The organism is Polaribacter sp. R77954 (genome assembly GCF_044595335.1).
Taxonomy (GTDB): Bacteria; Bacteroidota; Bacteroidia; order Flavobacteriales; family Flavobacteriaceae; genus Polaribacter.
This window is the reverse complement of record NZ_CP138992.1, coordinates 2452144-2478597: the sequence shown is the minus strand read 5'-3', so window position 1 is coordinate 2478597 and position 26454 is coordinate 2452144. Positions and strand designations below refer to the sequence as shown.

21 protein-coding genes and 1 tRNA gene are annotated in these 26454 nt (G+C 29.2%); 6 read left to right on the top strand and 16 right to left on the bottom strand.

The genetic code is table 11. The features are described from left to right. Window positions 1-54: 54 nt before the first annotated feature. Window positions 55-128 (top strand) — tRNA-Ile (locus SJY27_RS10770). A gap of 91 nt (window positions 129-219) precedes the next feature. Here SJY27_RS10770 and SJY27_RS10765 read toward each other — a convergent pair. The 16 genes from SJY27_RS10765 to SJY27_RS10690 form a co-directional block, all read right to left on the bottom strand. After that, on the bottom strand, window positions 220-3075 hold the full coding sequence (locus SJY27_RS10765) for a type I restriction endonuclease subunit R (protein WP_397444843.1): 2856 nt from the start codon (window positions 3073-3075) through the stop codon (window positions 220-222). A 167-nt stretch (window positions 3076-3242) separates the two neighbouring features. Next, on the bottom strand, window positions 3243-3677 hold the full coding sequence (locus SJY27_RS10760) for a hypothetical protein (protein WP_397444842.1): 435 nt from the start codon (window positions 3675-3677) through the stop codon (window positions 3243-3245). Beyond that, window positions 3677-4372 (bottom strand): DUF3800 domain-containing protein, encoded by a 696-nt coding sequence (locus tag SJY27_RS10755; RefSeq protein ID WP_397444841.1) that lies wholly within the window; start codon window positions 4370-4372, stop codon window positions 3677-3679. Before SJY27_RS10755 ends, SJY27_RS10760 begins: the two co-directional genes overlap by 1 nt. A 120-nt stretch (window positions 4373-4492) precedes the next feature. Then, entirely contained in the window at window positions 4493-5488 is a 996-nt protein-coding gene (locus SJY27_RS10750; protein ID WP_397444840.1) for a DUF4365 domain-containing protein, read from the bottom strand. A gap of 43 nt (window positions 5489-5531) precedes the next feature. After that, a complete protein-coding gene (locus SJY27_RS10745) occupies window positions 5532-6212 on the bottom strand; it encodes a hypothetical protein (protein ID WP_397444839.1) in 681 nt (226 codons plus the stop codon). A 21-nt stretch (window positions 6213-6233) separates the two neighbouring features. Then, complete coding sequence (locus SJY27_RS10740; protein ID WP_397444838.1) at window positions 6234-7472, bottom strand: restriction endonuclease subunit S; 1239 nt, start codon at window positions 7470-7472, stop codon at window positions 6234-6236. Window position 7473: 1 nt separating this feature from the next. Beyond that, window positions 7474-9045, bottom strand: a complete 1572-nt coding sequence (locus tag SJY27_RS10735) for a type I restriction-modification system subunit M (RefSeq protein ID WP_397444837.1) — start codon at window positions 9043-9045, stop codon at window positions 7474-7476. A gap of 303 nt (window positions 9046-9348) precedes the next feature. Next, on the bottom strand, window positions 9349-10236 hold the full coding sequence (locus tag SJY27_RS10730) for a BT4734/BF3469 family protein (RefSeq protein ID WP_397444836.1): 888 nt from the start codon (window positions 10234-10236) through the stop codon (window positions 9349-9351). Between the two features lie 197 nt (window positions 10237-10433). Further along, complete coding sequence (locus SJY27_RS10725) at window positions 10434-11741, bottom strand: VapE domain-containing protein (RefSeq protein WP_397444835.1); 1308 nt, start codon at window positions 11739-11741, stop codon at window positions 10434-10436. 2 nt (window positions 11742-11743) lie between these two features. Then, window positions 11744-12031: a DNA-binding protein gene (locus SJY27_RS10720; RefSeq protein WP_397444834.1), complete on the bottom strand. Its 288-nt coding sequence runs from the start codon at window positions 12029-12031 to the stop codon at window positions 11744-11746. Window positions 12032-12106: 75 nt separating this feature from the next. Further along, window positions 12107-12967 carry a hypothetical protein gene (locus SJY27_RS10715; RefSeq protein WP_397444833.1) on the bottom strand — a complete coding sequence of 287 codons (861 nt, stop codon included), beginning with the start codon at window positions 12965-12967 and terminating at the stop codon, window positions 12107-12109. 143 nt (window positions 12968-13110) lie between these two features. After that, window positions 13111-14406 (bottom strand): tyrosine-type recombinase/integrase, encoded by a 1296-nt coding sequence (locus SJY27_RS10710; RefSeq protein ID WP_397444832.1) that lies wholly within the window; start codon window positions 14404-14406, stop codon window positions 13111-13113. A 239-nt stretch (window positions 14407-14645) separates the two neighbouring features. Beyond that, a complete protein-coding gene (locus tag SJY27_RS10705; protein ID WP_397444831.1) occupies window positions 14646-17078 on the bottom strand; it encodes a glycoside hydrolase family 2 protein in 2433 nt (810 codons plus the stop codon). A gap of 76 nt (window positions 17079-17154) precedes the next feature. Continuing rightward, window positions 17155-18315, bottom strand: coding sequence for a glycoside hydrolase family 88 protein (locus SJY27_RS10700; protein WP_397444830.1), 1161 nt, complete (start codon window positions 18313-18315; stop codon window positions 17155-17157). Between the two features lie 4 nt (window positions 18316-18319). Further along, on the bottom strand, window positions 18320-19996 hold the full coding sequence (locus SJY27_RS10695; RefSeq protein ID WP_397444829.1) for a hypothetical protein: 1677 nt from the start codon (window positions 19994-19996) through the stop codon (window positions 18320-18322). A 2-nt stretch (window positions 19997-19998) separates the two neighbouring features. Then, window positions 19999-21084 carry a substrate-binding domain-containing protein gene (locus SJY27_RS10690; RefSeq protein ID WP_397444828.1) on the bottom strand — a complete coding sequence of 362 codons (1086 nt, stop codon included), beginning with the start codon at window positions 21082-21084 and terminating at the stop codon, window positions 19999-20001. A 234-nt stretch (window positions 21085-21318) separates the two neighbouring features. On the opposite strand from SJY27_RS10690, the gene SJY27_RS10685 reads away from it, so the two are divergent. From SJY27_RS10685 to SJY27_RS10665, 5 genes are all read left to right on the top strand, one after another. After that, a complete protein-coding gene (locus SJY27_RS10685) occupies window positions 21319-22146 on the top strand; it encodes an SDR family oxidoreductase (protein WP_397444827.1) in 828 nt (275 codons plus the stop codon). 29 nt (window positions 22147-22175) lie between these two features. Beyond that, entirely contained in the window at window positions 22176-23363 is a 1188-nt protein-coding gene (gene uxuA, locus SJY27_RS10680; protein ID WP_397444826.1) for a mannonate dehydratase, read from the top strand. 83 nt (window positions 23364-23446) lie between these two features. Continuing rightward, the gene (kduI, locus tag SJY27_RS10675) at window positions 23447-24289 is read left to right on the top strand and encodes a 5-dehydro-4-deoxy-D-glucuronate isomerase (RefSeq protein ID WP_397444825.1); all 843 of its coding nucleotides are present in this window, start codon (window positions 23447-23449) and stop codon (window positions 24287-24289) included. A 4-nt stretch (window positions 24290-24293) separates the two neighbouring features. Further along, entirely contained in the window at window positions 24294-25088 is a 795-nt protein-coding gene (locus SJY27_RS10670; RefSeq protein ID WP_397444823.1) for a gluconate 5-dehydrogenase, read from the top strand. A 427-nt stretch (window positions 25089-25515) separates the two neighbouring features. Next, entirely contained in the window at window positions 25516-26358 is an 843-nt protein-coding gene (locus SJY27_RS10665; protein WP_397444822.1) for a DMT family transporter, read from the top strand. Window positions 26359-26454 lie beyond the last annotated feature (96 nt).

Below are 26454 nucleotides of genomic sequence, written 5' to 3'. Positions count from 1 at the left end.
AATTTATTTGCAAATAATTTAAAATTAATAGTACATTTGCAAACCAAAATTATAGGTCCTATAGCTCAGTTGGTTAGAGCACCTGACTCATAATCAGGTGGTCCATGGTTCGAGTCCATGTGGGACCACTTTAAACACTCTTAATCTATTGATTTTGAGTGTTTTTTGTTTTTATTTAAAATATTTGTGTCGGTAATTGTGTCGGTATTTTGATTTTTTTTACCCATCAAAACCATTAACAAAGGTTTCTACAAAGCCAATTATTTTTCTAATTAAGTTATCGCCAACCTTTTTTCTTTTTAGTACAGATGGTTTTTCCCCTTCTATTAAATCCAAAACTTCTTCTCTTAATGGCTCTCTTTCAGCGAAAAGATAATCTTCAATTAGTTTTTGTGTTTTTGTTTTCTCTAATTTTTCTTCTATTACCAAACTGTTAAAAGCCTTCTGTTGCTCTTCGTTCCAATATCTTTCAAATTCTTCTGGAATTGTTTCTGTATCTTCTATTTTTGGTAAATTGTCTAATATAAATCGTTCTATAAGTTCTCTTTTGCTTCTTAAGTGCGCTTCACCTGCCATTAAATCGAGAATCTCTTTTTGCTTTTTTGCTTTCTCTTCTTTTTTACTTTCTTTTAAAATACCTAATAACTTTAAAATGTAATTTACATTTATTTCATCTCTATGAATTAATTCTAATTCAAAATCAACATCATCAAGAATGGAAACTTTTTCTTTTTGTGTATCACTTTTAACCTTATCATGTAAGTCAAGATATTTGCTTTTGTAATCTTCAAATTGTTGACTTTCCATTGCTAAATCTTCCCAAGTAAAATCAGCAAAAGAGGTTAAGATATTTTTAATACGCATTAAGTTTCTAAATGCCTTTATAAATTCTAATTCATCTTCCTCGCTTACTAAATCATTAACACTATTTACAGTTGGTGTAACTTTTATAAGGTTTGTAAAAGCATCATTAAATTGTTGTACATAATCTTCAATAGGTTTCATTATAATAACCTCTATTGCTTCTTTATTACTAAACAATGTAATTGCTTGATCTGTTGCCTTTTTTAGATTGCGAAATGCTACTATATTTCCTTGTGATTTTTGCTCGTTAATTATTCTGTTTGTTCTTGAATAGGCTTGTATTAAACCATGATATTTTAAATTTTTATCTACATATAAAGTATTTAAACCAGGACTATCAAAACCTGTTAAAAACATATTTACTACTAATAGAATATCAATTTTACGTTCTTTAACTTTTTTAGAAATATCATTGTAATAATTGTAGAAAGATTGACTGTCTTTAGTAGAGAAATTTGTGTTAAACATATCATTATAATTACTGATATATTCATCTAAACTTTCTCTACTATGTTTATTCATTCCATACAAAGCAGGCGATTCTTCGACCACAGAAACTTCTTCTGGAATAAAACCATTTGCATCTGCATCTTCTTCGTTAGCAACATAGCTAAAAATGGTAGCAATTTTTAAATTGTGTTTACCTTCTTCTTTTTTCTTCTGGAATAAATCGTAATATTTAATTAAGGTTTTTACACTACTTACACAGAACATTCCTGTAAATTCTTTATTGTGAGTTTTACGTTTATGATGTGCTAAAATATAATCTGCAATTTTATCCAAACGTTTTGGAGATTCCATCAACTCCTTTGTGTCTATATCTTCAACCTCTATATCTACATTGGTTTCTGCATCTTCTTTTTGTTTGTATTTACCTACATATTCAATGGCAAATTTTAAAACATTTTCATCTTTAATGGCATCTGTAATTACATATTTATGCAAAGATTCTCCAAATAATTCTTTCGTAGTTCTTTTGCCTAATTCGTTTTTAACGGCATTGTCTGCAAATATTGGGGTTCCTGTAAAACCAAATAGTTGATTGTTCTTAAAAAATGCTTTGATACGATTATGTGTATCGCCAAATTGACTTCTATGACATTCATCAAAAATGAAAACAATTCTTTCATCTTGTAGTTTTTCCATTTTACTTAAATACTGATTTTTACTAATGGCAGTATTTAGTTTTTGAATGGTAGTAACTATTAACTTTGTATCGTTAGAAAATTGTTTTACTAATGCTTTTGTATTGTCTGTTCCATCTATAGAACCTTTACTAAAACTATTAAACTCTTTTGTTGTCTGATAATCTAAATCTTTTCTATCTACAACAAACACCACTTTTTTTACTTGTGGCATATTCATAATAATTTGACTTGCTTTAAAAGAAGTTAATGTTTTACCAGAACCTGTAGTATGCCATATATACCCATTGTTATTTGAATTTTTTACTTGGTCTATAATTGCTTCTACTGCATAAAATTGATAAGGTCTTAATACCATTAATATTTTATGCGTTTCATTTAGCACAATATATTTACATATCATTTTAGAGATATGACAAGGCTCTAAAAATTCACTTGTAAATCCGTTTAAGATGTTTGTTAAACGTTTGTTGTTTTTATCTGTCCAGAAGAAAGTTTGCTTAAAAGATTGATTTTTATTATTAGCATAGTATTTTGTGTTGACACCATTACTAATAACAAAGATTTGAACGTATTGAAATAAGGCAGATTTAGCACCAAATGAATGTCTTTGATAACGATTAATTTGATTGAAAGCTTCTTTCATTTCCAATCCTCTACGTTTTAATTCTATTTGAATTAAAGGCAAACCATTTACTAATAAAGTAACATCATATCTATTTTTGTATGCGCCTTCTATTGTTACTTGATGTGTTACTTGATATTGATTTTGACACCAATGATTGGTATTTAGAAACTCGAAATACAAATTATCTCCATTATCTCTAACAATATGTTGTTTTTCTCTTAATGTTTTAGATTTCTCGAATACAGAACCTTTGCTTAAAATATTTAAAACACGCTCAAACTCTTTTTCTGAAAATTGAATTTTATTGTGTTTTTCTAATTGTTTTTTAAGATTTATAACTAATGCTTTTTCATCTTCTACAACTACTTTTTCGTAACCTAATGTAACTAATTGTGCAACTAATTTATTTTCTAATACTTGTTCTGATTGTGTACTCATTTCTTTTTTAGCTTTTTTAAAACATAAGGACAAACATTATTATTTTGTTAATAATGGCACTAATATTGTTAATAACTCAAATAATATTATATATTTGTGCTGTTCTTTACCTTTGGTAAGGAATTTACAAAGGTCTTAAACGTTGAACCAGCTAATCAACGTTTTTTTTATGCCCAATCTGGACTGTTTTTAATTTTCTTTAAATTTTCATCACTATTTACTTCATAAGCTGTAATAAATCTTGCTTTGTTTTTAGCGAAAATTTTAATCACTACTATATAGTTACCCTTTACTAAATTTACTCTACTAGAATCCGTGTAAGTTTTTTTATTTCTATCCCAACCTTTTTTTCTAATCGAAGCTGGATCTAATAAAGTATCTTTTATCCAATAAATTTTTTCTAATCTGTTTAATGATAGGATAGATTTATCTTTTTCTTTTCTGCTATGGCTTTCATAAAAACAATGGTCAAACATAGATGAGAAGAATTTTACTTCTATATTATCAAAAGTTATAATTGGTTGATTACAATATTCTACAGACCAGATTTCTCTTAATTCTGCTTCTGTAAACTTATAGGATTTAATTTTTTTATACGCCATTACCAACCACCTTGAAGATTAATTTTAAATACATTAAACTTCTCTTCCCATTTTGGAGTTGGTGCAATTGTATTACCTAAATATGTGTTTTCTATATGAGTTATTAAACCAATTTTTGCTGTGCTTGTAATTTCTTTATTAAATTTTGCATTGGTTAACCCTGTAAGAATATCTGCTAATTGAATACCTAAAGATTGTTCTGAAGGTAAGCCTTGTACTTGTGGAATACCAGAAGTAAGATTTGAATAATCTAATGAGTTACGAAGCGATTTTAAACGATTTTTATCTCTATTAATTTTTAAATCTACAAATATGTTGTAATTATTGTAATCAAAAATCCAATGATGTAATAATTGGTAATAAAATTTATAAAAACCAAGTTCTATATCTTTATTATTAAAAACATAATTATCTACTTTGTCTGATTCTACTAATATTGTTCTAAAACGCAATTGTTCTGTTTGAAAAAAGTAGTCTAAAATTTCTTCGTATAAATTATAAAATTTAGGAGAAACTTTATTCCATTTTAATTCTCCATAAACATTATGTTTTTCTTTTATAACATTCATATGTTCTTTGAAAATATCTCTATAATCAGCAGGCATCCAAATGCCACCAATTGCAGTATAAAGGTGTGCTTCTTTATGAGTTAAAGCTTCTAAGCCACTTTCATCACAATACACTTCAAAGTTCATAATCTTCTATTTTTAACGGTTCGTATAAAAAACGTAGGGCAGTTATTAAGCACTATTATTTCGGTTAATTTGCTAATTTAATTAATATTCACAGACTTTTCGTTTAAACACAAATGCACTTTATTTTTCTTCAAAGATTTCAGGAATCGTAGGATATGAAGATATAAGACCTAAAATTTTAGGCAAATACCATTCGCGACAAATGTCTTCATACATTGTACCTAGATTACTCAATTGATGCCATAAAACAATTACTTTATCTCTAAGTTCTGTCCATTCTATATCATCTTTTAACAATATTTCTTTAACAATTAAAATATCTTTTTTTGCTTGTGGTAGTACAATCCATTCATTGTGTTCCCAAACGTCAAGGTCTTCTATTTGAGAAATAAAATACAATAGTTGATTTTTGATTTCGTCTTTTTCATATTTTTTATTTTTTTCATTTTCATCTCTATAAGTCCATACAGGATAATCCTTCTTGTTAAACAAGTGATTTACTTCATTTTTTTGGTAAGATGTCTTTGAAAATAAAGCAAGTAATTTTGCCCTTTTACCATAAAATTTAAATGCATTATTTGTGATATGTTGATTAGATAATTTGTTTAAAGTAGGAATTGTAATAGTTAATGATTTTTGTTCGGTATAGTTTGGTGTCTTTGGTAGTATTATTTTATCAATGTAATCATTAAGAGATATGAAATAAACCTCTTCACTTTTTATGTCAACTACGAAAAGTAATACTGAAACACTTCCTCCCAAACATTGGAATGTATAAATAGAGTTAGTGTCAAATGGATATTTTATAACTTCAGTTTTGGTGTATATTTTTCTATTTTCTTTCCAAACTCCTTTAGCAACATTTCCTACTTCAAATATTTTCTTGACTTTACTTTTTAAGTGTTTCACAGATTTCACTTGTACATAGATGAATTCCCCTAATGTTTCAGCAATATCTTGATCAACGATTTCAAAAAGTTCAATGACTAAATCAATACCATAATCGGGTCTGTTAAATTCACGAATTACCCAATGTTTTGGTATTTGTTTTTTTATTATTTCATAAGACTTGTCTTCCATCATATGTTGGAGAACTCTCTGCTTTTTTCTTGTCATTGTTTTTTTAGTGAAGCACAATGTTATTGTTTTATTTTCTCTCTTATAATAAAGTTTTAAAGTCAATGTCTGTATTAGGGGGCTCAAAATTTTCTTTTACAGTATAAACCTCTTGTATTTTATCTTTTGCAATGGACGAAGTAACAAAAAATGAATGTTTAGTTTTTGTTTTATAACCACCTTTTAATGTCAGTTTATTGCAATAATAATTCAACATTATTGTTTTGTCATTACAAATTAAATCTCCAATTGCGAATATTTTATCAAGTTCTGTTTGTGAGTTAATTTTAGTGAAATATTCTTCTACTTCGGCTCCAAATACCTTTTTCATGTTTTCAATTATTGTAATTTTTTTTTCATTCTTTAGGTTTTTAAAATTACTCAGAATTTTGAACAAAAAATCTCTACTGTCAATAACTACATTTTCTATATTAATTTTAGCTTTTATTATAAGTGTTTTTTTATCTTTTAAATTTCTCAAAGCATAAATTTTCGCACATGTTTCATCTCCAAAACATAATACAGGAATTTGATTTGAAGTTTCAATATCATTTTTTCTTGAAATTATTTCCTGAGTTTTGAGGCTTTTATGTTTATATTTTATATCATAAATTTTATCGGTAAAATTGTTGTTAAAAATTAATCCATCTGTTATAATACTTTTACGAATCTCTTCGAATTTTTCTTTCTCAACTTGTATTCCTCTGTATAAAATTAGTTCCATAGATATATTTGTCAACTTCTTTTAAACAAACATTTGTTGCAACAACCCTTTTTTATATGTTTTTGTTTGTGCAATTTTTTGGTTTACAATTGCGATGTTTTTATCGATTGTTGATAAGAAATTAGCAATTTTAATTTGTTCTTCTTTAGTGGGTAATTTTATTGTTATAGCCTTAAAAGATGACATATCTAAATTTCTTCTTACAACGCTTGCACCTTGTTCAGAAGCTTGTGAGTATTCATAAAGCATTCTGTTTGTAAAAAGTAAATACTTACAAAAACTGAATGAGGTAAGGCTTTTATTGAAATCGAAGATTTTATATGATGGAGATACAATACCAATTTCAAAATCACAATTAATATTAATATTTCCCATCCATAAATTTTGAGGACTAAAAACTAATTGGTATCGTTTTATTATTTTATAACCAGCATTATTTTTGCTTGCAATATCTCTATTAAAGTAATCACTTTGATTAAATAAACCTTTAGCTGTTGAGGATAAAATTGCGTGTTGATTTGAAGTCGTTGATTTATCATTGACTTCAATTAAAATATTATCCAATGTTGATTTCTTCCAATCAGGAAAAGGGTTACCATTTTCATCTTTAAACCTTAATTCTTGTTTAAATATTTTCTGCAAAACACCTTTTTTGTAATGTCCTAAAATTGTTTTCTTTTTTTCTAAAATTTGTATTTGTTTGTCTATTGAAGATAAAAAATTGGCTACTTTTCGTTGTTCATAAAGAATAGGTAGATTTATTTTTAATTGTTTTAAATCAGAATTATATACATTGCTTATACTAACTCCTTTAGCTAATTTGGCAATTTCAATTTTTAACTTGTTATTTATATAATAAGCAACATATTCTTGAGAATAAGTGTTTTCTTTTTTAGGCTTTAATATGTTTATAGTTCTACCAATAGCTACATTTTCAATAGTTAATGCAGATGCAGAACTAATATCTAAAGGATCTTCTCCAGCAGATGGTAGTAAAATTTCATTTCCTTCACTAAAAAGTAGTTCTTCTTTTTTTAGGTTCGTTTTATTAATAATTTTATCTATTACTTCATTGTACAAATGATATAACTCACCATATCTTACACAGGGAGTTTCAAAACTTGGAGAAGCTTCATTTTGTTTAATATTTTTACCTGTTGAAAATATAAAAATATCAGCAAACAGTTTTTTATTATAATCACCTTTTTCTTTAAACTTATTAAAACGTAATTTAGGAACTAACCTTTTTTCTTTAGTCATTTTAAAAAGGAGTTTTAATTTTTAATTCCTTACAAAAAGAAGCAATTAACGTTTCGTTTTCTTGTAATTCTATATCTAAACCTTGTATTTCAGTGGCTATAGTTTCAATGTCAATTTGCGCTTCTTCCTCAAACGTATCTACATAACGTGGTATGTTTAAATTGTAATCATTTTCTACTACTTCTGCAAGTGTGGCTTTATAACTGTATTTATCTTCTTCTAAACGTTCTCTATAAGTAGACACAATTTTATCAATATCATTTTCACTTAATTGGTTTTGTGTTTTTACTTTCTCAAAATGGGTACTTGCATCTATAAACAAAACATCTTCTGGGTGTTCTCTACATTTTTTAAAAACCATTATACAAGTGGGTATGCTTGTACCATAAAAAATATTGGCAGGCAAACCAATTACAGCATCTAAATAATTACGGTCTTCTATTAAATATTTTCTTATATGTTGTTCTGCACCACCTCTAAATAATGCGCCATGTGGTAACACCAAAGCCATTGTGCCATTGTCTGCTAAATGATATATCATATGTTGTACAAAGGCAAAATCTGCTTTACTTTTGGGTGCTAATTTTCCATATTGGCTAAATCTGTCATCAGAGGTAAATAAGGCGTTTGCAGACCAATTTGCAGAAAAAGGTGGGTTGGCAACTATGGCTTCAAAACGCTCGTTTATATGTTGTGGGTATTCTAAAGTGTCTTCTTGTTTTATATCAAATTTACGATAATGCACGTCGTGCAAAATCATATTCATACGTGCTAAATTGTATGTTGTTCTGTTTAATTCTTGTCCGTAAAAATTGGTAACTTCTTTAACTTCTTTAGCAACTCTTAATAGAAGTGAACCAGAACCACAAGTTGGGTCGTACACCGATTTTAATTTGCTTTTGCCTGTAGTTACAATTTTTGCCAACACCATACTTACTTCTTGTGGTGTATAAAATTCGCCTGCTTTTTTACCTGCACCACTTGCAAATTTTCCTATTAAATATTCGTAAGCATCACCCAAAACATCTAATTCTGTGTTTTCTAATTTAAAATCTATTTTATCTAAATGCGATAATACTTTTGCAATAATTTCATTTCTTGCTTCTGGATTCTTCCCTAATTTGGTAGAGTTTAAATCCATATCTTCAAAGAGGTTATCAAAATCATCTTCACTATCAGTTCCCATTGTAGAAAGCTGAATGTTGGTTAAGATTCTTTGTAAGTCTTCTAAAATAAAATTAGGTGTATCTTCTACATCGCTATTTCCTCTTTTGGCAACTTCGCTAAATAATTCGCTTGGTTTTAAAAAGTAGCCTAAAGATAAAAGAGCATCTTCTCTAATGGCTTCTATATATTCTTTTCCGTTTTCTGTATTTTCATCTATATCTGTAAATTTTATGCCATCTGGTTTTAAGATGTTGTTAGCATACAATTCCATTTTTTCTGCTAAATATTTATAGAAAATAAAACCTAATATGTAATCTCTAAACTCATCTGCATTCATTTTGCCACGTAAAGTATTGGCAATATTCCATAGTTGTTGTTCGAGTTGTTTTTTGTGGTCTTCTGACATTCTTATTAGCTCTTTTTATTTGAACCTTAAAAATAGAATATTAATTTTTAAAAGGGTACTAAAATCGTTCTGTTTTACTTAAAGTACAATTCTAATAATTTTTTGAGCTATTGCTATTTATTTGCTGATTTAAAGAAAAATTCTAATAATATTGTGTGTGGCTTTATGTTTGCAAAGCGGTTGTTTTATGTTTGCTTGTTTTTTGTAGATGTATTTAAAGTGTTGTTTTTTAGGTGTTTGTATTTGTTTTGGCAATTCTATAGGTTTGCAAAATGTTTGCTTTATGTTTGCTCGTTTTTAATTTTATATATGGATATTGTTTAATTTACAATAGTAGTAGAGTGTAGCAATTGAGTAATTATAAGTGTTTTTTAAACAATGACTGTATTGTTTGTCGGTTTCCTTTTCTGAGTATTTCTCATTTATTCTACTGATTATATGAAAATATACTCTGCCTGTTTCGCCAAACTCATTAGCAATACTGCAACCAATAGAAAACCAATTATCATAACTAGCTGTTATATCAATTCTTTTAGATTGAATTAAATTGATGCATTTTTCAACTTTGTTTTTTGTCGATTCAGAATGGTTTGTAACGAAATGATTATAAGAAAAGGGTTTTTTCTTTTCTTCTTTTAAAACTTGATTGAATTTTTCTGCTGAATGATTAAAATAAGCATCATTATCATAAGAATAACCCCGAAGTCTTGCAACGTCTTTGCAATTTTTATCAATATTAATTCCTAAATATTTAAACTTTAATAAAAGTGCTTCGAAATGTTGTTTATGTTTTGTTGGTTCGCTTATCGGAATTAAACCCCAATAACCATTTCCAGAAACTGATAAGCCACAATAAGCAACCTCTTTTATATTGCTAATTTGTTGCTTTAAATCTCCATAATTTTTAATGTGAGTATTATCTTTAAAATCAATGTCAATTTGCATAAATCCTGAATGTGTTATCAAACTTTTTGAGTTTCTTTTTGAGAATAAACCGCTTGGTGTTATTGCGGGAAGTTTAGATTTTAAATTCTTTTTTAAGTTTTCATCTTTAGTAGCTCTTATTTTCTCTACTTCAGAACAATATTTTTTCGAGCTTAACCAAGTTAATAAATTAATATTTTTTGATTCTGTTGCTAAATAGCTGGCAAAGCAACTTATTTGAATGTCGAGTATTGATTTTTTTTTCATTTTACTTATTTTACTTACCCTATTACCTAGCCCAGTAATAGCTTTAAATTTTATATGATGAATACCTTACCTTTCTTACCCAATTTTTTAAACAGAGGTAACATTGGGTAACTTTAGGTAAGAATGATTTTTAAGATATAACCTACAGAAATATAATGTTGTAGTGGTTTTTAAGTTTTAAGGTAATAAGGATAGGGTTAATTTGAAGAAACTTTAAAACTATTTTCAAATGATGAATTTATTTTTTCTACAAAATAACCATAAACTCCTGCCTGCTTAACTCTTTCAAAACCTATTGCTTTTAGTGCTTTTCCAACACCTATAGAATGAAGTCCTTGCAAAGAAGATTGTGCTTTTATAGAAACCAAAACTTCTGTTGCTGTTAGGAAAGTTACATTCGTTCCTGTTGTGTTTTTAGGTATTTTGAAAAATTTATTAATGAGTTCTCTTTCTGGACTCATAATTGTGTATTTTTCATTTCTCTTTTCATTTTCGATAACATCTTGTGGATTGAAAATTTCATTAAAATTTTTATCTTTTGATAATGCATGTGCTTGTATCCAAAGATTATCGATGTTAAAATCTGTCTTGTAATTCCAATCAACGTTTCTAACAGAAAAGACGATCCACCTAACAGAGCCTGTTTCATCCTGTAAAAAGGTGCTTTTATTAGTAGAGCCTATAAAAGATGCAACTCTATCGATAATTGAGTTTTTCTTATCATAAGGTAGTCTTTCGTTAATTTGTTCTTTAGAGAAAAAAGCTTTTAAATGATTTATTTCTCGTTTCGATAAAACAGCTAACTCGTCTAAATTAATCAAGAAATTTTTACATAATAATATTCGAGCATCTTTGTCATTACTAATATCTTCAGCAATAAATTTTGATAATTCTGGAGGACACAAATATCGACACCAAGAACTTTTTCCAATGTTTTGAGCATTCCCATCATCACTTAAAATAAAAGCCTGTTTGTTAAAATATGCAGGAATAGTTGCGCACTTTACAGTTCTAACAATCCATTTTTTGAAAGAATGATTAAAATCCTCTCTTTCGTTTTCGTCTGCTAGCTTAATGTAATTTAGAAACTCGCTGATGTAATCTGTTTTACCGTCCCATTTTGGTAAGTTGCTGAAGTAATCTTTAATCGGATTAAATTTTTCAGGAAAATCTGATTTTAATATTGATATTAAAGAGTTCATAGGAATATTAATCCCTTTTTTCTTTAGTTCTACAAATAGAGCGTGTTCATTTAATGTTTTCCATTGATTTTCATTCTTAATACTCGTTTCTATATCAATGGTAATTTCATTAAAACGAAAGTCGTAGTTTTCAGATAGATAATCTTCTGTAATATGAAAAATAGTATTGCCTGTCTTGTTTTCTTTTTGACTATTTAAACTAAAACCAGCTTCAATATTTACATCTATTTTATTATCTTGCGTTAGATTTTTAACCGAATCTTGGGTGCTACTTGTAGTGCCCTTTTTTTTTGATTTATCCATAACTAATTGTTGATTTTAGTTAATGCACTTTCTACTTGGGCGCGTTTAAATCTTTTTTTGTTTCCAATCCTGTAAGCTGTGAGTATGCCTTTTTTAGTCCATATATCAACGCTAACAAGTGATATTGAAAGAATTTCGCCCACCTCTTTTCTGGTAATCCAAATGGTAGGTTCTTTTGGTTGAAAGTTTTCTTTAAATCTATCAAAGATTTTTTCAACTGCTTTTGAGATACTCGCAGTTAAGTCTTCTTGATTTGTGTGGTGTACTTGGGTAATTTTTTGATTTGCCATAATTTTCTGAGTTTTAATTATTGGCAAATTTGTAGTAAGTTTTACTATTTAGTGTTATTGGGGTAACCCCATCGCTTACCCCAAGGTATCTTTTATGAGTTTTTCTACGTCTATTAAATCCTTTTTAAACCTTGGTGTCTGTTGTGATGGTTTCTTTTCCAATAAATCTAAACCATCTTTAGTGTTATCGTAATTTCTGTCAATTAGATAGCTAATTAATCTTGCTTTTTTAGTCTTATCATAACTTTCCCAATCTTTAATAATACGAATATTATCTAATAATATTAGCTTTTGATTTGTAGTTAAAGTTTTTTTGTTTTTGGTTAAATTTGCAGGCTGTTGATTTTCAAGTTTTATTAACTCTTTGTTTATAAATTCAATTGTTTTCATTGTCCTAATGAAAGAAATCCAAGAGTAAATATGTGGATTAATTGAATACATTTCATCACTATTGATGTAATTTTCTAAAGAGGTATTTTCTATTAAATAAAAAGCATAAAAACCGTCATTAATAAAAACATATTCTTTTACAAAAGGTATAAATTTTTTATTTCTTATATCAAGATTTTTATCTTCTGTAATGTAGGAAAGTGCTAGGGGATTTTCTTTTATTTTTTTATTTAATTTTAGTAGTTCCTTTTTTAAAATTTTCTTTTTTTCTTTTTTAAAATTTATACCAGTTAACTTAATTTTTATATTATTTATATCCCATTGATGATAACCAGTTCCATAGTGATATTTATTTTTATACTCATTTAGTAAGTACATTTCATTTACAAATTCTGAATTAAGATAGTATTTTTCGTTTAAATACTCACATTCAGTTTCTGGGTAAGTCAAATCATCTTTTATATATATGTTATGCTCAAAATAATTTTTTGGTATGCTTAGTTTATTTTTAATCATTTCATTTTTAAGGTATTTTTCGTCATCCATATAACTTAATATCCCAAAAAACTTTATATCACAACCGATTTCTTCTTCAATTCTTTTTGTATAATTTGTAATCATCATATTCTATATTTTCAAAGCTTATTTTTTTTGGTTTTGGTACATATTTTCTCCCATTAGAATTATAGTTAAACAATTTCTAATTTAGTTTTCTTTTGAAAAAAAGGATTCTCTGCAATTTTAACAGCCCTTTCATCGGCTGTAATTTTTATATAATTTCTAAAGGTTTTTAGTGAAGTATGCCCACTTATTGCCATAATATCAATTTCTGGCATTCCTGCAAGGTATGCATTGGTGCAAAAACTACGTCTAGCAGTGTGATTTTTAATTAAATCGTATTTAGGAAGGTTTTTAGTTATTTTCTTACCTCCTTTTATTGAAGTTATTGTAATATTTTCTTTTATTTTAGCTTTGAAACCAATTTTACTTAAAGAATCATTTATTTTTTGAGCATACATCTTTTTAGGTGGATGCCCACCATTTTTAGCTAGGATTTTTTCTACTTCTGGATGTAATGGAATAGGTAAATATTTACCAGTTTTTTTTACTATAACTTTAAAAATTCTTTTTCCTTGATGTGTAGAAATATTTTCTTTAGTCAATCCATTAAAATCTGAAACTCTTAATCCTGTAAAAGCACCAATAATAAATAAATCTCTTGCATTGTCTAATATTGGTTCGTCTTTAAGATTTAAAGCAATGATTTTGTTGAGTTCTTCAATGTTCAAATAGATTTGCTCGGAAGTTCCTGTTGGTTTCATAAAACGCTTGTTTCTGAAAGTTAAATTTGTATTTAAACCTTCTTCTGTTGCTTTGTTCATAAACATTTTTAAAACCTTTATAAACTTGCCAATGGTATTTATTGAAAAGTCTAGTTCTTCAAGGTAGTTAACGAAAGCATAATAGAAATCTAGGGTAATTGTATCAAAGGTAATTTCATAATTATTTTCTTTTTCAAAAGATTGTATTAGTTCTAATACTCTTTTGTAATCGTGCAATGTTCTATCAGATATTTTTGCGCCTGTACTTTCAATAATTCTGTTTTCAGATTGTTCAATAAACTTATCAATGAAAGGGTAGAAGGTAAGTTCCTTTTCAATAACAACAATCTTTTTACCAAAGAAAACATCGATATCTTCTTTTAATAATTCAGTAACTTTCTGATTACTGTAAGTTTTGTAGTTATTTATTTTTTCGAAAACGAAAGAATCGAATTCAGAAAGTTTACTATTAATACTATCTTTTATTGAAGATGCAGATGCAACATTTCTAACTTTTTGGTTTCTTTCGTCCCAAAATTTAGGAAGTATTTTAGATTTTGTTGCTCCTCGTAACCTATCTTTTGCTGATAAGTGAATATCATAATAAATAGATACTGGTTTTATTGCTTTTTTATTTCGCAATAAAAATTTAACTGATGCCATAAGAAATGATTTTTAACCATTTCAAAGATAAAACAATTATTTTTTTGTGTCGGTTTTTGTGTCGGTTTTTTATTGGATTAAGTTTTTCTAAGTTTTACTGTATTGTGGTTTTTTTCAATAATAGTAAGGGTTTTGGTCATTTTTAATGAAGTTTAAAAAAGTAAAAAAACAGTATTTTTAAGTCCATGTGGGACCACTTATAATTTTCAAGCACTTACAGAAATGTAGGTGCTTTTTTATTACTTTATAGTTAAATAAGTTCCTTTAAAGCTTTGGTTTAAAACCATCATCACTAAAGGTTTATTTTTAGCTTCTCTTTTAACCTCTATAGATGCTTTTCCATTGGCCATTTCTATAGATTCACTTCCAGTTGGCGTGCCTAAACTTTTTAAAGTTTCTCCACCAGACAAACATTGAAAATATACTCTATTCTCATAGTCTAAGCAACGTAAACCTTTACTATCTTCAGCAATTGCAGTAACCAAATAGTTTCCGTTTTCTAACACTTTGTACATGAGTTTTAATTTTTTTGCTTTACCGTTTTTTGTGTATCTATAGTTGATTTTCAATGCATCTGAAACTGTTTTTCCATCAGCAGTTTTTCCAACAGAAACTAAGGTGTTTTCCCCTTCTTTAAACTGTAAATTCCAATTTAAACCAGCAGCAGGAAAAGCTTTGGCATTTCTTTTCTTAGTACCTAAGGATTTGCCATTTAAAGAGAGTTCAACTTCTGGGCAATTACTATACACACTAACTTCTCTAGCCAAACCTTTTGGGCCTTGTCTTTCTGTCCAAGTATGCGATTCTATATAAGTAAAAGGTTTTTTGCTCCAATAACTTTTAAAAACATAAAAAGCGTCTTTTTTATTTCCAGCTCTATCCACTAGTCCTTTTTGATTCATATACGGAATTGCATTTTCTGGTCTTAAAGGCGTTCCAAAATCTTTAAAAGCCCATTGTGCATTGCCTATAAAAGTATCATCGTTTTCAGAAATACGTAAATGCCAATCAAATAAATCTACAATGTAGTTTTCAGACCAATCACCAATTTGTGCAATATTGGCAACATCTGTTTGTACAATTGCTTCTTCCCAACCATCTGATTGTATTTTGCCTTCGCCAGTAATCGGGTTTTCTATATGACGTCCTAAATGGCTAGAGCCACCATATTCTGTATGTAAAAATGAGGTGTACTCTTTTTTATATCGATCAATGGCTTTTTGATAACTTTTATAACTACCTGAATACCAACCAGACCAAATAGATGGCGAAAACACATCTACAATATCTGCACCTTCGTAATATTTACGAATTGCTGTTTTTCTTGTAGGATCTAATTGATGGGCCAAATCATTGATTTCAGATAAAAATTCACTCAATTTTTTCTTATTTCCTCCATCTTCAAAATCAGGTAACCAATACATTTCGTTTCCTAAAGACCAAATGATAATACTTGGGTGATTGTAATTTTGATTGATAATTTCTGTCAGCATATTTTTGGTATTTGTCTTCCAATTATCATTTCCTAAACCACCTCTACACCAAGGCAATTCGTCCCAAATTAAAAGACCCAATTCATCACAGGCTTTATACACTTCTGGATCTTGAGGGTAATGAGCCAAGCGCACAAAATTAGTACCCATTTCTTTAATCAATTCCATATCTGCTCTGTGTTGCTTGTTTGTCATTGCTGCACCAACACCTGCGTGTTCTTCGTGTCTGTGTGTTCCTCTTAGCAATAAACGTTTTCCATTCAAATAAAATGCCCCATATTTTTTAAATTCAAACCATCTGAAACCAACACGATCTGAAATTTCATCAATCGTATTTTCATTGTCAACTAAAGTTACTTTTATATCATATAAATTAGGGTTTTCAGTATCCCAAAGCTTAGGATTTGTAATCTTATCAAAATTGATTTCTGCATTTCCGTTGTTGATATCAAAAGTGTTCTCTACAACAACTTTTCCTGAATTGTCTATTATAGAAGCTTTTACTTTAGAGGATGCATTTGCATGTACAACACTAACTGAGCCTTTAAAAGTGGCATTTTTATGAGACACTTTTGGTGTAGTATATTTTAAATTAGCTAAATGAGTTTTTGGTTTTGTCTGTAAAAAAACATCTCTTGTAATGCCGCCAAAAATAAAGAAATCACTTTTTTGTGATGGAATAATTTCTGGATCGTAACTGTTATCTGCTCTAACAATAATTTCATTTTTTCCATTTTTTATAGCATTTGTAATATCAATAGTAAAACCAATATAACCACCAATATGACTGCCAACTTTAGTTCCATTTACAAAAACTTCTGAGGTGATATTTACACCTTCAAAATAGAGTTCGTAAAGCAAGTTTGCGTTTAAAGAAACATCGATTGATTTTTTATACCAACTTCCATTTCTTCTGTAACCAGGTACTAAATCTGTAGCATCTAAACTATTCCAAGAATGAGGTAGGTTTATAGGTTGCCAATGTTCTTTAGATAAGGCATCAGCAATATCTTTAGTATCATTTTCTAAATAAGCCCAATTTTTGTTGATGTTTACTTTGGTTCTTTTTAATATTTCAGTTGATTTACTATCAGAACTACACGAAAAAAAAAGTAACGTTAAACTTAAAAAAAGTATAAATTTTGATAATTTTAGTTGAGTCAATTTGTTGGTTTTCATATGATGTTATTTTCTAGTACTAATCCTGAAAGGTTTTAAATCTTATAGAATTATTTAGTGATTTTTTTTACTTTTCTTATTTCTTCAAATTTTTTAAACGCAATAATGTTTCTAAAAAGTAATAGTCTGCATAAACAATAGGCTCATCAATTTCATCGTTTTTAGGATAATTTCCTGTACTGTGTTTTAAAATAAAAGGTGCATTTATAGTGTCTTTTAAAATGTATTCTTCAGACATTAAGGTGTTTACAACCTTTTTACTATAATTTAGATAGTTTTCGTTTTTGGTATATTGATACATTTCTACCATAGCTGATGCCACTAAAGCTGCAGCAGATACATCTCTTGGTGCATTTGGAATATCTGGATCATTAAAATCCCAATAAGGAATTCCATCTTCTCGTAAATTAGGATGTTTTAAATAAAAGTGAGCAGTAGCTTCTGCTCTTGCCAAGTATTTAGAATTTTTCGTAAATCTGTATGCCATTGTATAACCGTAAATAGCCCAACCTTGACCTCTGGCCCAAGCAGAGTTGTCATTAATTCCTTGGTGGGTAACTTTCATTCTTATGTTACCATTGGTTGGGTTATAATCTACAACATGAAAACAACTATTATCTTCTCTAAAATGATTTTTTAAAGTAGTATTTGCGTGTTGAACAGCCAATTTATGAAAGGATGAATCTTTAGAAATTTTAGTGGCTTCAAAAAGCATTTCTAAGTTCATCATATTGTCTATAATTACAGGAAAATCCCATCTTTTTTTGTTAAAATCCCAAGAACGAATGCTACCAACAGTATCATTAAAACGAGTGCTTAATGTTTGCGAACTCTTTATAATAATATCTTTGTATTGTTTACTGTTAATGTGTTTTAAACCTTGCCCAAAACTGCAAAATACCTTAAAACCCATATCGTGAGTTTTATTATTGTACTTTTCTTTTTCAATAAAAGCGGTCCATTTTTGGGCAATTTCTTTGTATTTCATATTGCCAGTAAGTTCAAAAAGTTGCCATAAATTACCTACGTAAAATCCGCTTGTCCAATCTTTAGAAGGCTTTTTATTGATCACATTTTTATCTAAATAAAAACTTCTAGGAAAAGCCAACGAATCTGGTTGATATTCTAAGAATTTAGCATATCGATTTTGTAATGCTTTTTCAGAATTAAAAGTTTCAGATGAGCATCCGAAGAAAAAGAAAATTACCAGTAATATAGCTCCAAAAAATTTGTACATAGTTCTAGTTGTTTAACCTTTTATTGAGTTGATAATGATATAAAGAAGGAATGTTTTTCAGGTAAACATTTGTAGCCTCTATGTAAGCATTTGGTTTGTAGTCAATAGTTATAGGATGATTTCCATAAACCCCAATTAACCTTGCAAAAGGGCCGTCTTTCATTCCGTTTAAAACCAAAGGTTTTTTGTTATTTAAACTACTTAAAAAATTTATGTGGATATTCCAAAAAGTACTGTAAGCGCCATGAGAAGGTTTCCAGTAGCCAGCACCACCACCTGCAAAAAGTGGATATGAGTGGTCTTTTTTAGGATTTAAATGAACAGAAATGTTATCAAATAAATTTTGATGATTGGCACCTGAATGTTGATCTAAAATAGGATCTACAAATACCTCACAATCTAGATACACATTTTTGGTAGAAAAAGTATTAAAACTTAATGGATGAACAGCTTTATTATACACCTTAATGTTTTTGCCCAAAACATTATGCACTCCAGCCATAGCTACAGTATAATGCGCAATATTTTGTCCTGTTGTGGTAATATTTTTAATGGTTGTATTTGCAATTTCTTCAGTTAAAATTCCACTATCTGCATTTTCAATTACAATATTTTTTACCCAACTGTTATACACTCTTGTTAAAAAAATTCCATTAAATCCTGGTTCTACATGATGTGCTACTCTTGGTGATTTTGGAAATGTTAATTTAATGTTTTCTATGCCAACTTCTTTCAAGTGTTTCCATTCTACCAATTGCGCATTGTATTTTGGTAAAATATCTATAGTTAACGGTGTTTTTATAGTTATTGTATTTTTTTTGATTGCTGTTACTTCAATTTGTTGGGTAACTAATGGTAAATCTGGAAAATTCCAATGATGTGAGCCAATTTTAACGTCTGTATTTTGATACAATTCATAGATTATTTGACTTTCTTTACCATTCTTGTTAAAAATTTGTAAGAGCAAAACATCACCAATATTAATTGTAGAAGTATCATCAACTTCAAAAGAAAACGTGCCTCTTTTTCCTTTTTTTATTTTTGTTTTTACAGAAAATGGTTGTTTATATTTTTCTAGATAAGATTTTACGCGTTCACCTGGAACTCTTGTCCAAATAAAACCTCCAGACCACGCATATTGAGAAAAAGGTAAATCGATATTATTCTTCTTTTCTCTTTGTCGTTTATCAAATTGCAATAAGTATTCTCTTAATTCTTTTAAATCTTCAGGGTTTTTATTATACATCAAAGGCCTAGGAAAATAGATTTCAGTTCCCAAATTACCACTTCCAGCTCCTTTTAACACAAAATTGCTACGTTCTAAATAGATAATTTCACTAATAATTAGCCTCCCAGCAGGTAATTGTAAAGTTACTTTTCCATTAATTTTACTAGCCTCTTTTATGGCTTTTATTAACTTTTTAGAATCGTCTAACCCATCATTTGCAATAACACCAAAATCTGAAGCCAGAACTATTGTTCCATCGTCATTAGGGAGATTTTTTTCTCCATTATGGTAGCCTGCAAAGCTAAAATCAGGCAAATAGTGTTCTTTTTTTGTATGCGTATCAAATAATATTTTTGGAGTAATTTGTCCATTACTAATAATTGCACAAAATAAAAGTAATACTAAAAGAAAACGATTCCTTTGTTGATTTTTGAGTAGAAAGTAGCTATACATATTTAAGAAATCAAGTTTTGTTCGTTTTCGTAAATGGATTGATTTCCATTATTATATTTTACATTTTCTTTCATTAAAATATCTATAGGTAAATACATTTTTGATATTGGAGCTTTCTTTTGAAGTAAAAAATCTGCAAAAATTTTAATTGATTCGTAGCCTTGTTCAAATGGTTTTTGAGAAATTAAATAAGCGACAGTATCATTCAATAAACAATTAATATTTTGTGGAGTATTATCAAAACCGATGAGAGTTAGCTTCTTAAAATAATCTTTATCTAAGCAATCTACAACAACATGAATTCTACTAGAAGGCACAAAAATGCCCTTTATTTCTGGATGTGATTTTAAATAAGAATTGATTTTCTCTTTTGTAACCACTGAATTGTTTAAATTTTCAATCTTTAAAGTTTGGGTTTTAGAATGGATATTATTTTCTTTGAAATAATCATCAAAACCATTAATTCTATTAAAAACAGTATTGTTTTTAGTGATGTTATATCTGGCCTGAATGATTAAACAATCTGACCTATTAAAGTCTTTAGTACTCATTAATTTTGCAGCAATATACCCAGCAGTATAAGCATCTTGACCTACATAGGTAATATTTTTAAAATCCTTAAGATCAATATTCAAAAACAAATAAGGTATATTCAAGGTTTCCAACTCGTTAACAATTGTATTTGTTTCTTGAGTAAAATTAGGCACTATAATAACTGCTGACGGCTTTGTTTCTAAAAGATATTTAAAGGTAGTATAGTATGATAATGGATCATATTGATTAAAAGTAAATCGATTTACCTCAATACCAAAATTTTTTACTTCTTCTTCTGCTTTTTGAATTCCTAAATAAGGAGATTTCCAAAATAAATCAGCATCATTAAAATCTGGAATAAGAACTGAAATTCGATACTTATTCTTCAATGCTAGGGCACTTGCAATTGGGTTTACACTAAAATTATGAAGTTCTAAAACCTTACGAACCTTTGCTTCGGTTTTCTTAGAAACACCACCCCTGTTGTGTAAAACTCTGTCAACGGTTCCTTCAGAAACATTAGCTTCTTTTGCAATACCTTTTATTGTAATCATTCTAAAAATAGCTTATTAATAACAAGTAAAAAAATAACCCAAGCTAAACATTTTACTTTTTAAGTATAATGCAATATAGTGAAAATATAATATTCGTGTGCGCACACAAAATTATTTTTGTTACATTTGTGTGCTTACACGCATTGATAAAAACAAGATAGTACAGGACAAAAGGATTTAGTTACTTTTTTACATTTACTTTCTAAAAGATTAACCAAATATTGATATAATTAAATGGCAAAAACAATCGTATTAACAGGTGCAGGAGGAGTTTTATGCAGTACTATGGCAAAAGCACTATCAAGACAAGGACATAAGATTGCTGTTTTAGATTTACGAGAAGAGGCAGCAAACAGTGTTGCTCAAGAGATAAATTCAGAAGGAGGAGAAGCCATAGGAGTATCAGCAAATGTTTTAGAAAAAGAATCATTAGAAAAAGCAAAACAAGTCATAAACAATGCTTTTGGTGAGGTAGATATTTTGGTTAATGGAGCAGGAGGGAACCATCCACTAGGTACTACTTCTAATCCTTTTTTTGCTATGGAAGATTTGCAAAACACCACAGAAGGCTTTAAGACTTTCTTTGATTTAGATCCAAAAGGAATAGAATTTACCTTTAATTTAAACTTTTTAGGAACATTAATACCTACGCAAGTTTTTGCGGTAGATATGGTAGGTCGTGAAGGATGTTCTATCTTAAACATTTCTTCTATGAATGCCTTTACTCCGTTAACAAAAATACCAGCATATAGTGGTGCAAAAGCGGCTATTTCTAATTTTACGCAATGGTTGGCAGTACATTTTTCTAAAGTTGGAATACGCGTTAATGCATTAGCACCAGGATTTTTCTTAACAGATCAAAACCGTGCGTTATTAACAAATGAAGATGGAAGTTTAACCCAAAGAGGGCAGCAAATTATAGATCAAACACCAATGGGACGTTATGGAACGCCTGACGATTTAATAAGTGCAACACATTTTTTATGTGCAGATGCCTCAGCATTTGTAACCGGAATTGTAATTCCTATTGATGGTGGATTTGCAGCATATAGTGGAGTTTAAAAATCAGTAATTTTTAAAGAAAAATAAAAATGACTCAAAATTTAGAACAAACTTGGCGCTGGTATGGGCCCAATGATCCAGTTTCTTTATCAGATATAAAACAATCAGGAGCAACAGGAATTGTTTCTGCATTGCACCACATTCCAAATGGAGCAGTTTGGACTGTTGAAGAAATTCAAAAACGAAAAGAAATCATTGAAAATGTGGGTTTGACTTGGTCTGTGGTAGAATCTGTGCCCATTCATGAAAATATTAAAACGAAGTCTGGCGATTATCAAACCTATATTGATAACTACAAACAAACACTCATCAATTTAGGTGAATGTGGTATCGATATTGTTTGTTATAACTTTATGCCAGTATTAGATTGGACACGTACCAATTTAGATTACGAAGTGTCAGACCAATCAACAGCATTACGTTTTGAAGCGGCTGCTTTTGCGGCTTTTGAATTGTATTTGCTAAAAAGACCAGGAGCAGAAAACGAATATTCTGAAGCTGAAAAGCAAAAAGCGGCTGAGTTCATCAAAAAATCATCAGAAGAAGAACAAACAAAGCTAATCAGAAATATTATAGCAGGTTTGCCTGGAGCAGAAGAAGGCTATTCTTTAGAAGAATTCAATCAAATTTTAGCAACGTATAAAAATATCGGGCCTAAAGAATTAAAGGCAAATTTATTCTCGTTTTTATCAGCAATTATTCCAGCTGCAGAACAAGCAGGTGTGTTAATGTGTATTCACCCAGATGATCCACCATTTCCAATTTTAGGATTGCCAAGAGTAGTGTCTACAGAACAAGATATAGAAGATATTTACAATGCAGTACAATCACCAAATAACGGATTAACATTCTGTACAGGTTCTTTTGGTGTTAGAGCTGATAATGATTTAGCAGGAATGGTTGAACGTTTAGGGGATAGAATTCACTTCATTCATTTACGTGCTACAAAACGCGATGCAGAAGGTAATTTTCACGAAGCGGATCATTTAGAAGGCGATGTAGATATGTATGCAGTGATGAAAGCATTGATTTTAGAGCAACAAAAAAGAATAGCAGCAGGAAGACAAGATCTAAGAATGCCTTTTAGACCAGATCATGGTCATAAAATGTTAGACGATTTAAAAAAGAAAACCAATCCTGGCTATTCAGGCATAGGACGTTTACGTGGTTTAGCTGAATTAAGAGGCTTAGAACTAGGAATTAGACGTTCATTATAAAATCGATTAGATTTTAATACTGAACTTGATTCAGTATCTAATCAATCAAGTTATAATCAAAAATAAAAACAAAAACATAAAAAATGGCAACAACTTTCGAAACAAGATACGCTTCAAGTCCGCAAGCAGTAAAAAAGTACGACACACAAGAATTAAGAGATGAATTTTTAGTTCCTGATTTAATGCAACCAGGAAATGTAAAATGGGTATATACGCACTATGATAGATATATGGCTGGTGGTGCAGTACCAACAGAAACTGATTTAAAGTTAAAAACGATAGACCCTTTAAAATCTGAGTATTTCTTAGAGCGTAGAGAAATCGGAATTATTAATGCAGGTGGTGATGGTATTGTTTATGTAGATGGCGAAACTTTTAAGCTAAGTTATAAAGATGCCTTATATATTGGTAGTGGGGTTAAAGATGTTATTTTTAAAAGTGATGATGCGAAGAATCCTGCAAAATTTTACATGAATTCTGCACCTGCCCATACTTCATACCCAACAGTACAGGTAACAAAAAAAGAAGCAAACAAAATTGAATTAGGTAGTTTAGAAACTGCAAATCATAGAACTGTTAACCAAATGATTATTGGTGGTATTGTAACTACCTGTCAATTACAAATGGGAATGACAGAATTAAAAACAGGTTCTGTTTGGAATACGATGCCAGCCCACGTTCATGATAGAAGAATGGAAATTTACTATTATTTAGATATTCCACAAGAGCAAGCTGTTTGTCATTTTATGGGGCAGCCTCAAGAAACACGTCATATTTGGATGCAAAATCATGAAGCCGTAATTTCTCCACCTTGGTCTATTCACTCTGGTTCTGGTACATCAAATTATACATTTATTTGGGGTATGGCTGGTGAAAATTTAGATTACAATGATATGGATGTTGCAAAAATTACAGATTTAAGATAAAAGTATGTCTCAAACTTTATTTGATATTACAGGAAAAGTAGCTTTAGTTACAGGATCTACACATGGTTTAGGAATGTCTATGGCCATGGGTTTAGGAAAAGCAGGAGCTACTATAGTTGTGAATGGAAATTCATCACAAGAAAAAATAGATAAAGCAGTAGCATTATACAAAGCAGAAGGAATAAATGCTTTGGGTTACAAATTTAATGTTGCTGATGAAACTCAGGTTATCGAAAGCATTGGTAAAATTGAAGCTGAAGTTGGAAATATTGATATTTTAGTAAATAACGCAGGAATTATCAAAAGAACACCTCTTGCAGAAATGGAAGTTGCCGATTTTAAACAAGTGATTGATATCGATTTGGTAAGTCCTTTTATTGTTTCTAAACACGTTATTAAAGGAATGATGGAACGTAAGGCTGGAAAAATAATCAATATTTGTTCTATGATGAGCGAATTGGGTAGAAATACAGTTGGTGCTTATGCAGCAGCAAAAGGAGGTTTGGTAATGCTAACCAAAAATATGGCTACAGAATGGGCACGTTTTGGGGTGCAAGTAAACGGAATTGGGCCTGGGTATTTTGCTACTTCGCAAACAGCACCAATCAGAGTAGATGGGCATCCTTTTAACGATTTTATCGTGAATAGAACACCTGCAAAAAAATGGGGAGACCCAAATGATTTAGCAGGAGCAGCAGTATTTTTATCCTCAAAAGCAAGTGATTTTGTAAACGGACATATTTTATATGTTGATGGAGGAATTTTAGCCACCATTGGTAAACCATCAAACGAAGAGTAATAAAAAAACCTTTCAAGTTATCAGAAACTTGAAAGGTTCTTTTTTTAGAAATTGCTATTCTATTTACGTTGCACAATAAATCAAACACAACCCTTTAAAATCGCATCATTTTTTTTAGTTATGGTAACTGTAAAATAATGCTAAAATACGTACAAGAATTGTAACGATAAAGTTTTATTTTCAAGTGATAAGAAATAGCGTATTAAAAAAAATTAAGCACTTCATTCTTAAATTTACATGTTGTTTACAGAAAAAAGTCAACGAAATCTAACTCACAAAAAATTGTAAAGCAATAGCTTGCTTTTGTTTGTCATTATTGCATTGCACCAAACTATTCTATTACCTGTTTTTATCTTGTAAAAGATAGAATTTGCCATGTTATAAACAGTGATAGTTTATTTATTGCATTATATTTACACCAATTTATATGACACAAAATAAAGCGATTTTATACATGATTTTTAGTGCAATTGCATTTGCATTGATGGGTGCTGTTGTAAAATATTTAAGTACGTTTCATGTATATCAAGTAGTTTTTTTTAGATCTATAGGAACCTTATTGTTTACCATACCTTTGGTACTTAAACAAAAAGTACCTTTTTGGGGAACTAACAAAAAATGGTTGATAATTCGAGGTATTGCTGGAGTAATTTCGTTAACCTGCTTTTTTCAATCGTTAAATTATTTAAGTATTGGAACTGCTGTTTCGTTAAGATATACAGCCCCAATTTTTGCTGCTATTTTTGCTTTACTTTTTCTTAAAGAAAAAATTAAACCTATACAATGGTTGCTTTTTTTCATTGCATTTGTAGGTGTTTTAATCATAAAAGGATTTGGCGCAGATGTAGAAACTTTAGGCTTATTTTTTGTTATTTTTTCTGCGGTTTTCTTAGGGATAATTTTTGTGGTAATTCGTAAAATAGGAAACTCAGAGCATCCTTTAGTAATTATCAATTACTTTATGATCATGGCCTTTACTTTTGGTGGTTTATTGTCTATAAAGTATTGGATGCAACCTAGTTTAATAGAGTGGATTCTTTTTTTAAGCACAGGTATTTTTGGTTATTTTGGCCAGTTATATATGACAAAAGCATTTCAGGCAGAAGAAACTAACTTAGTAGCCCCAATAAAATACCTTGAAGTAATTATAACAATTATTATAGGAACTTTTTGGTTTGGAGACATCTATAATGGTTGGACCATTTTAGGAATTATTCTCATATTATCAGGATTGATTTACAATATCTATATCAAAAGAAAAACAAATTAACAGTACAATAGTTTTTATTTTAAGGTTGTATAAACCATATTTTTCTTCTTTTTAGTAAAAAATTAAAATACATTTTAAGAGATTTTCATGATAATT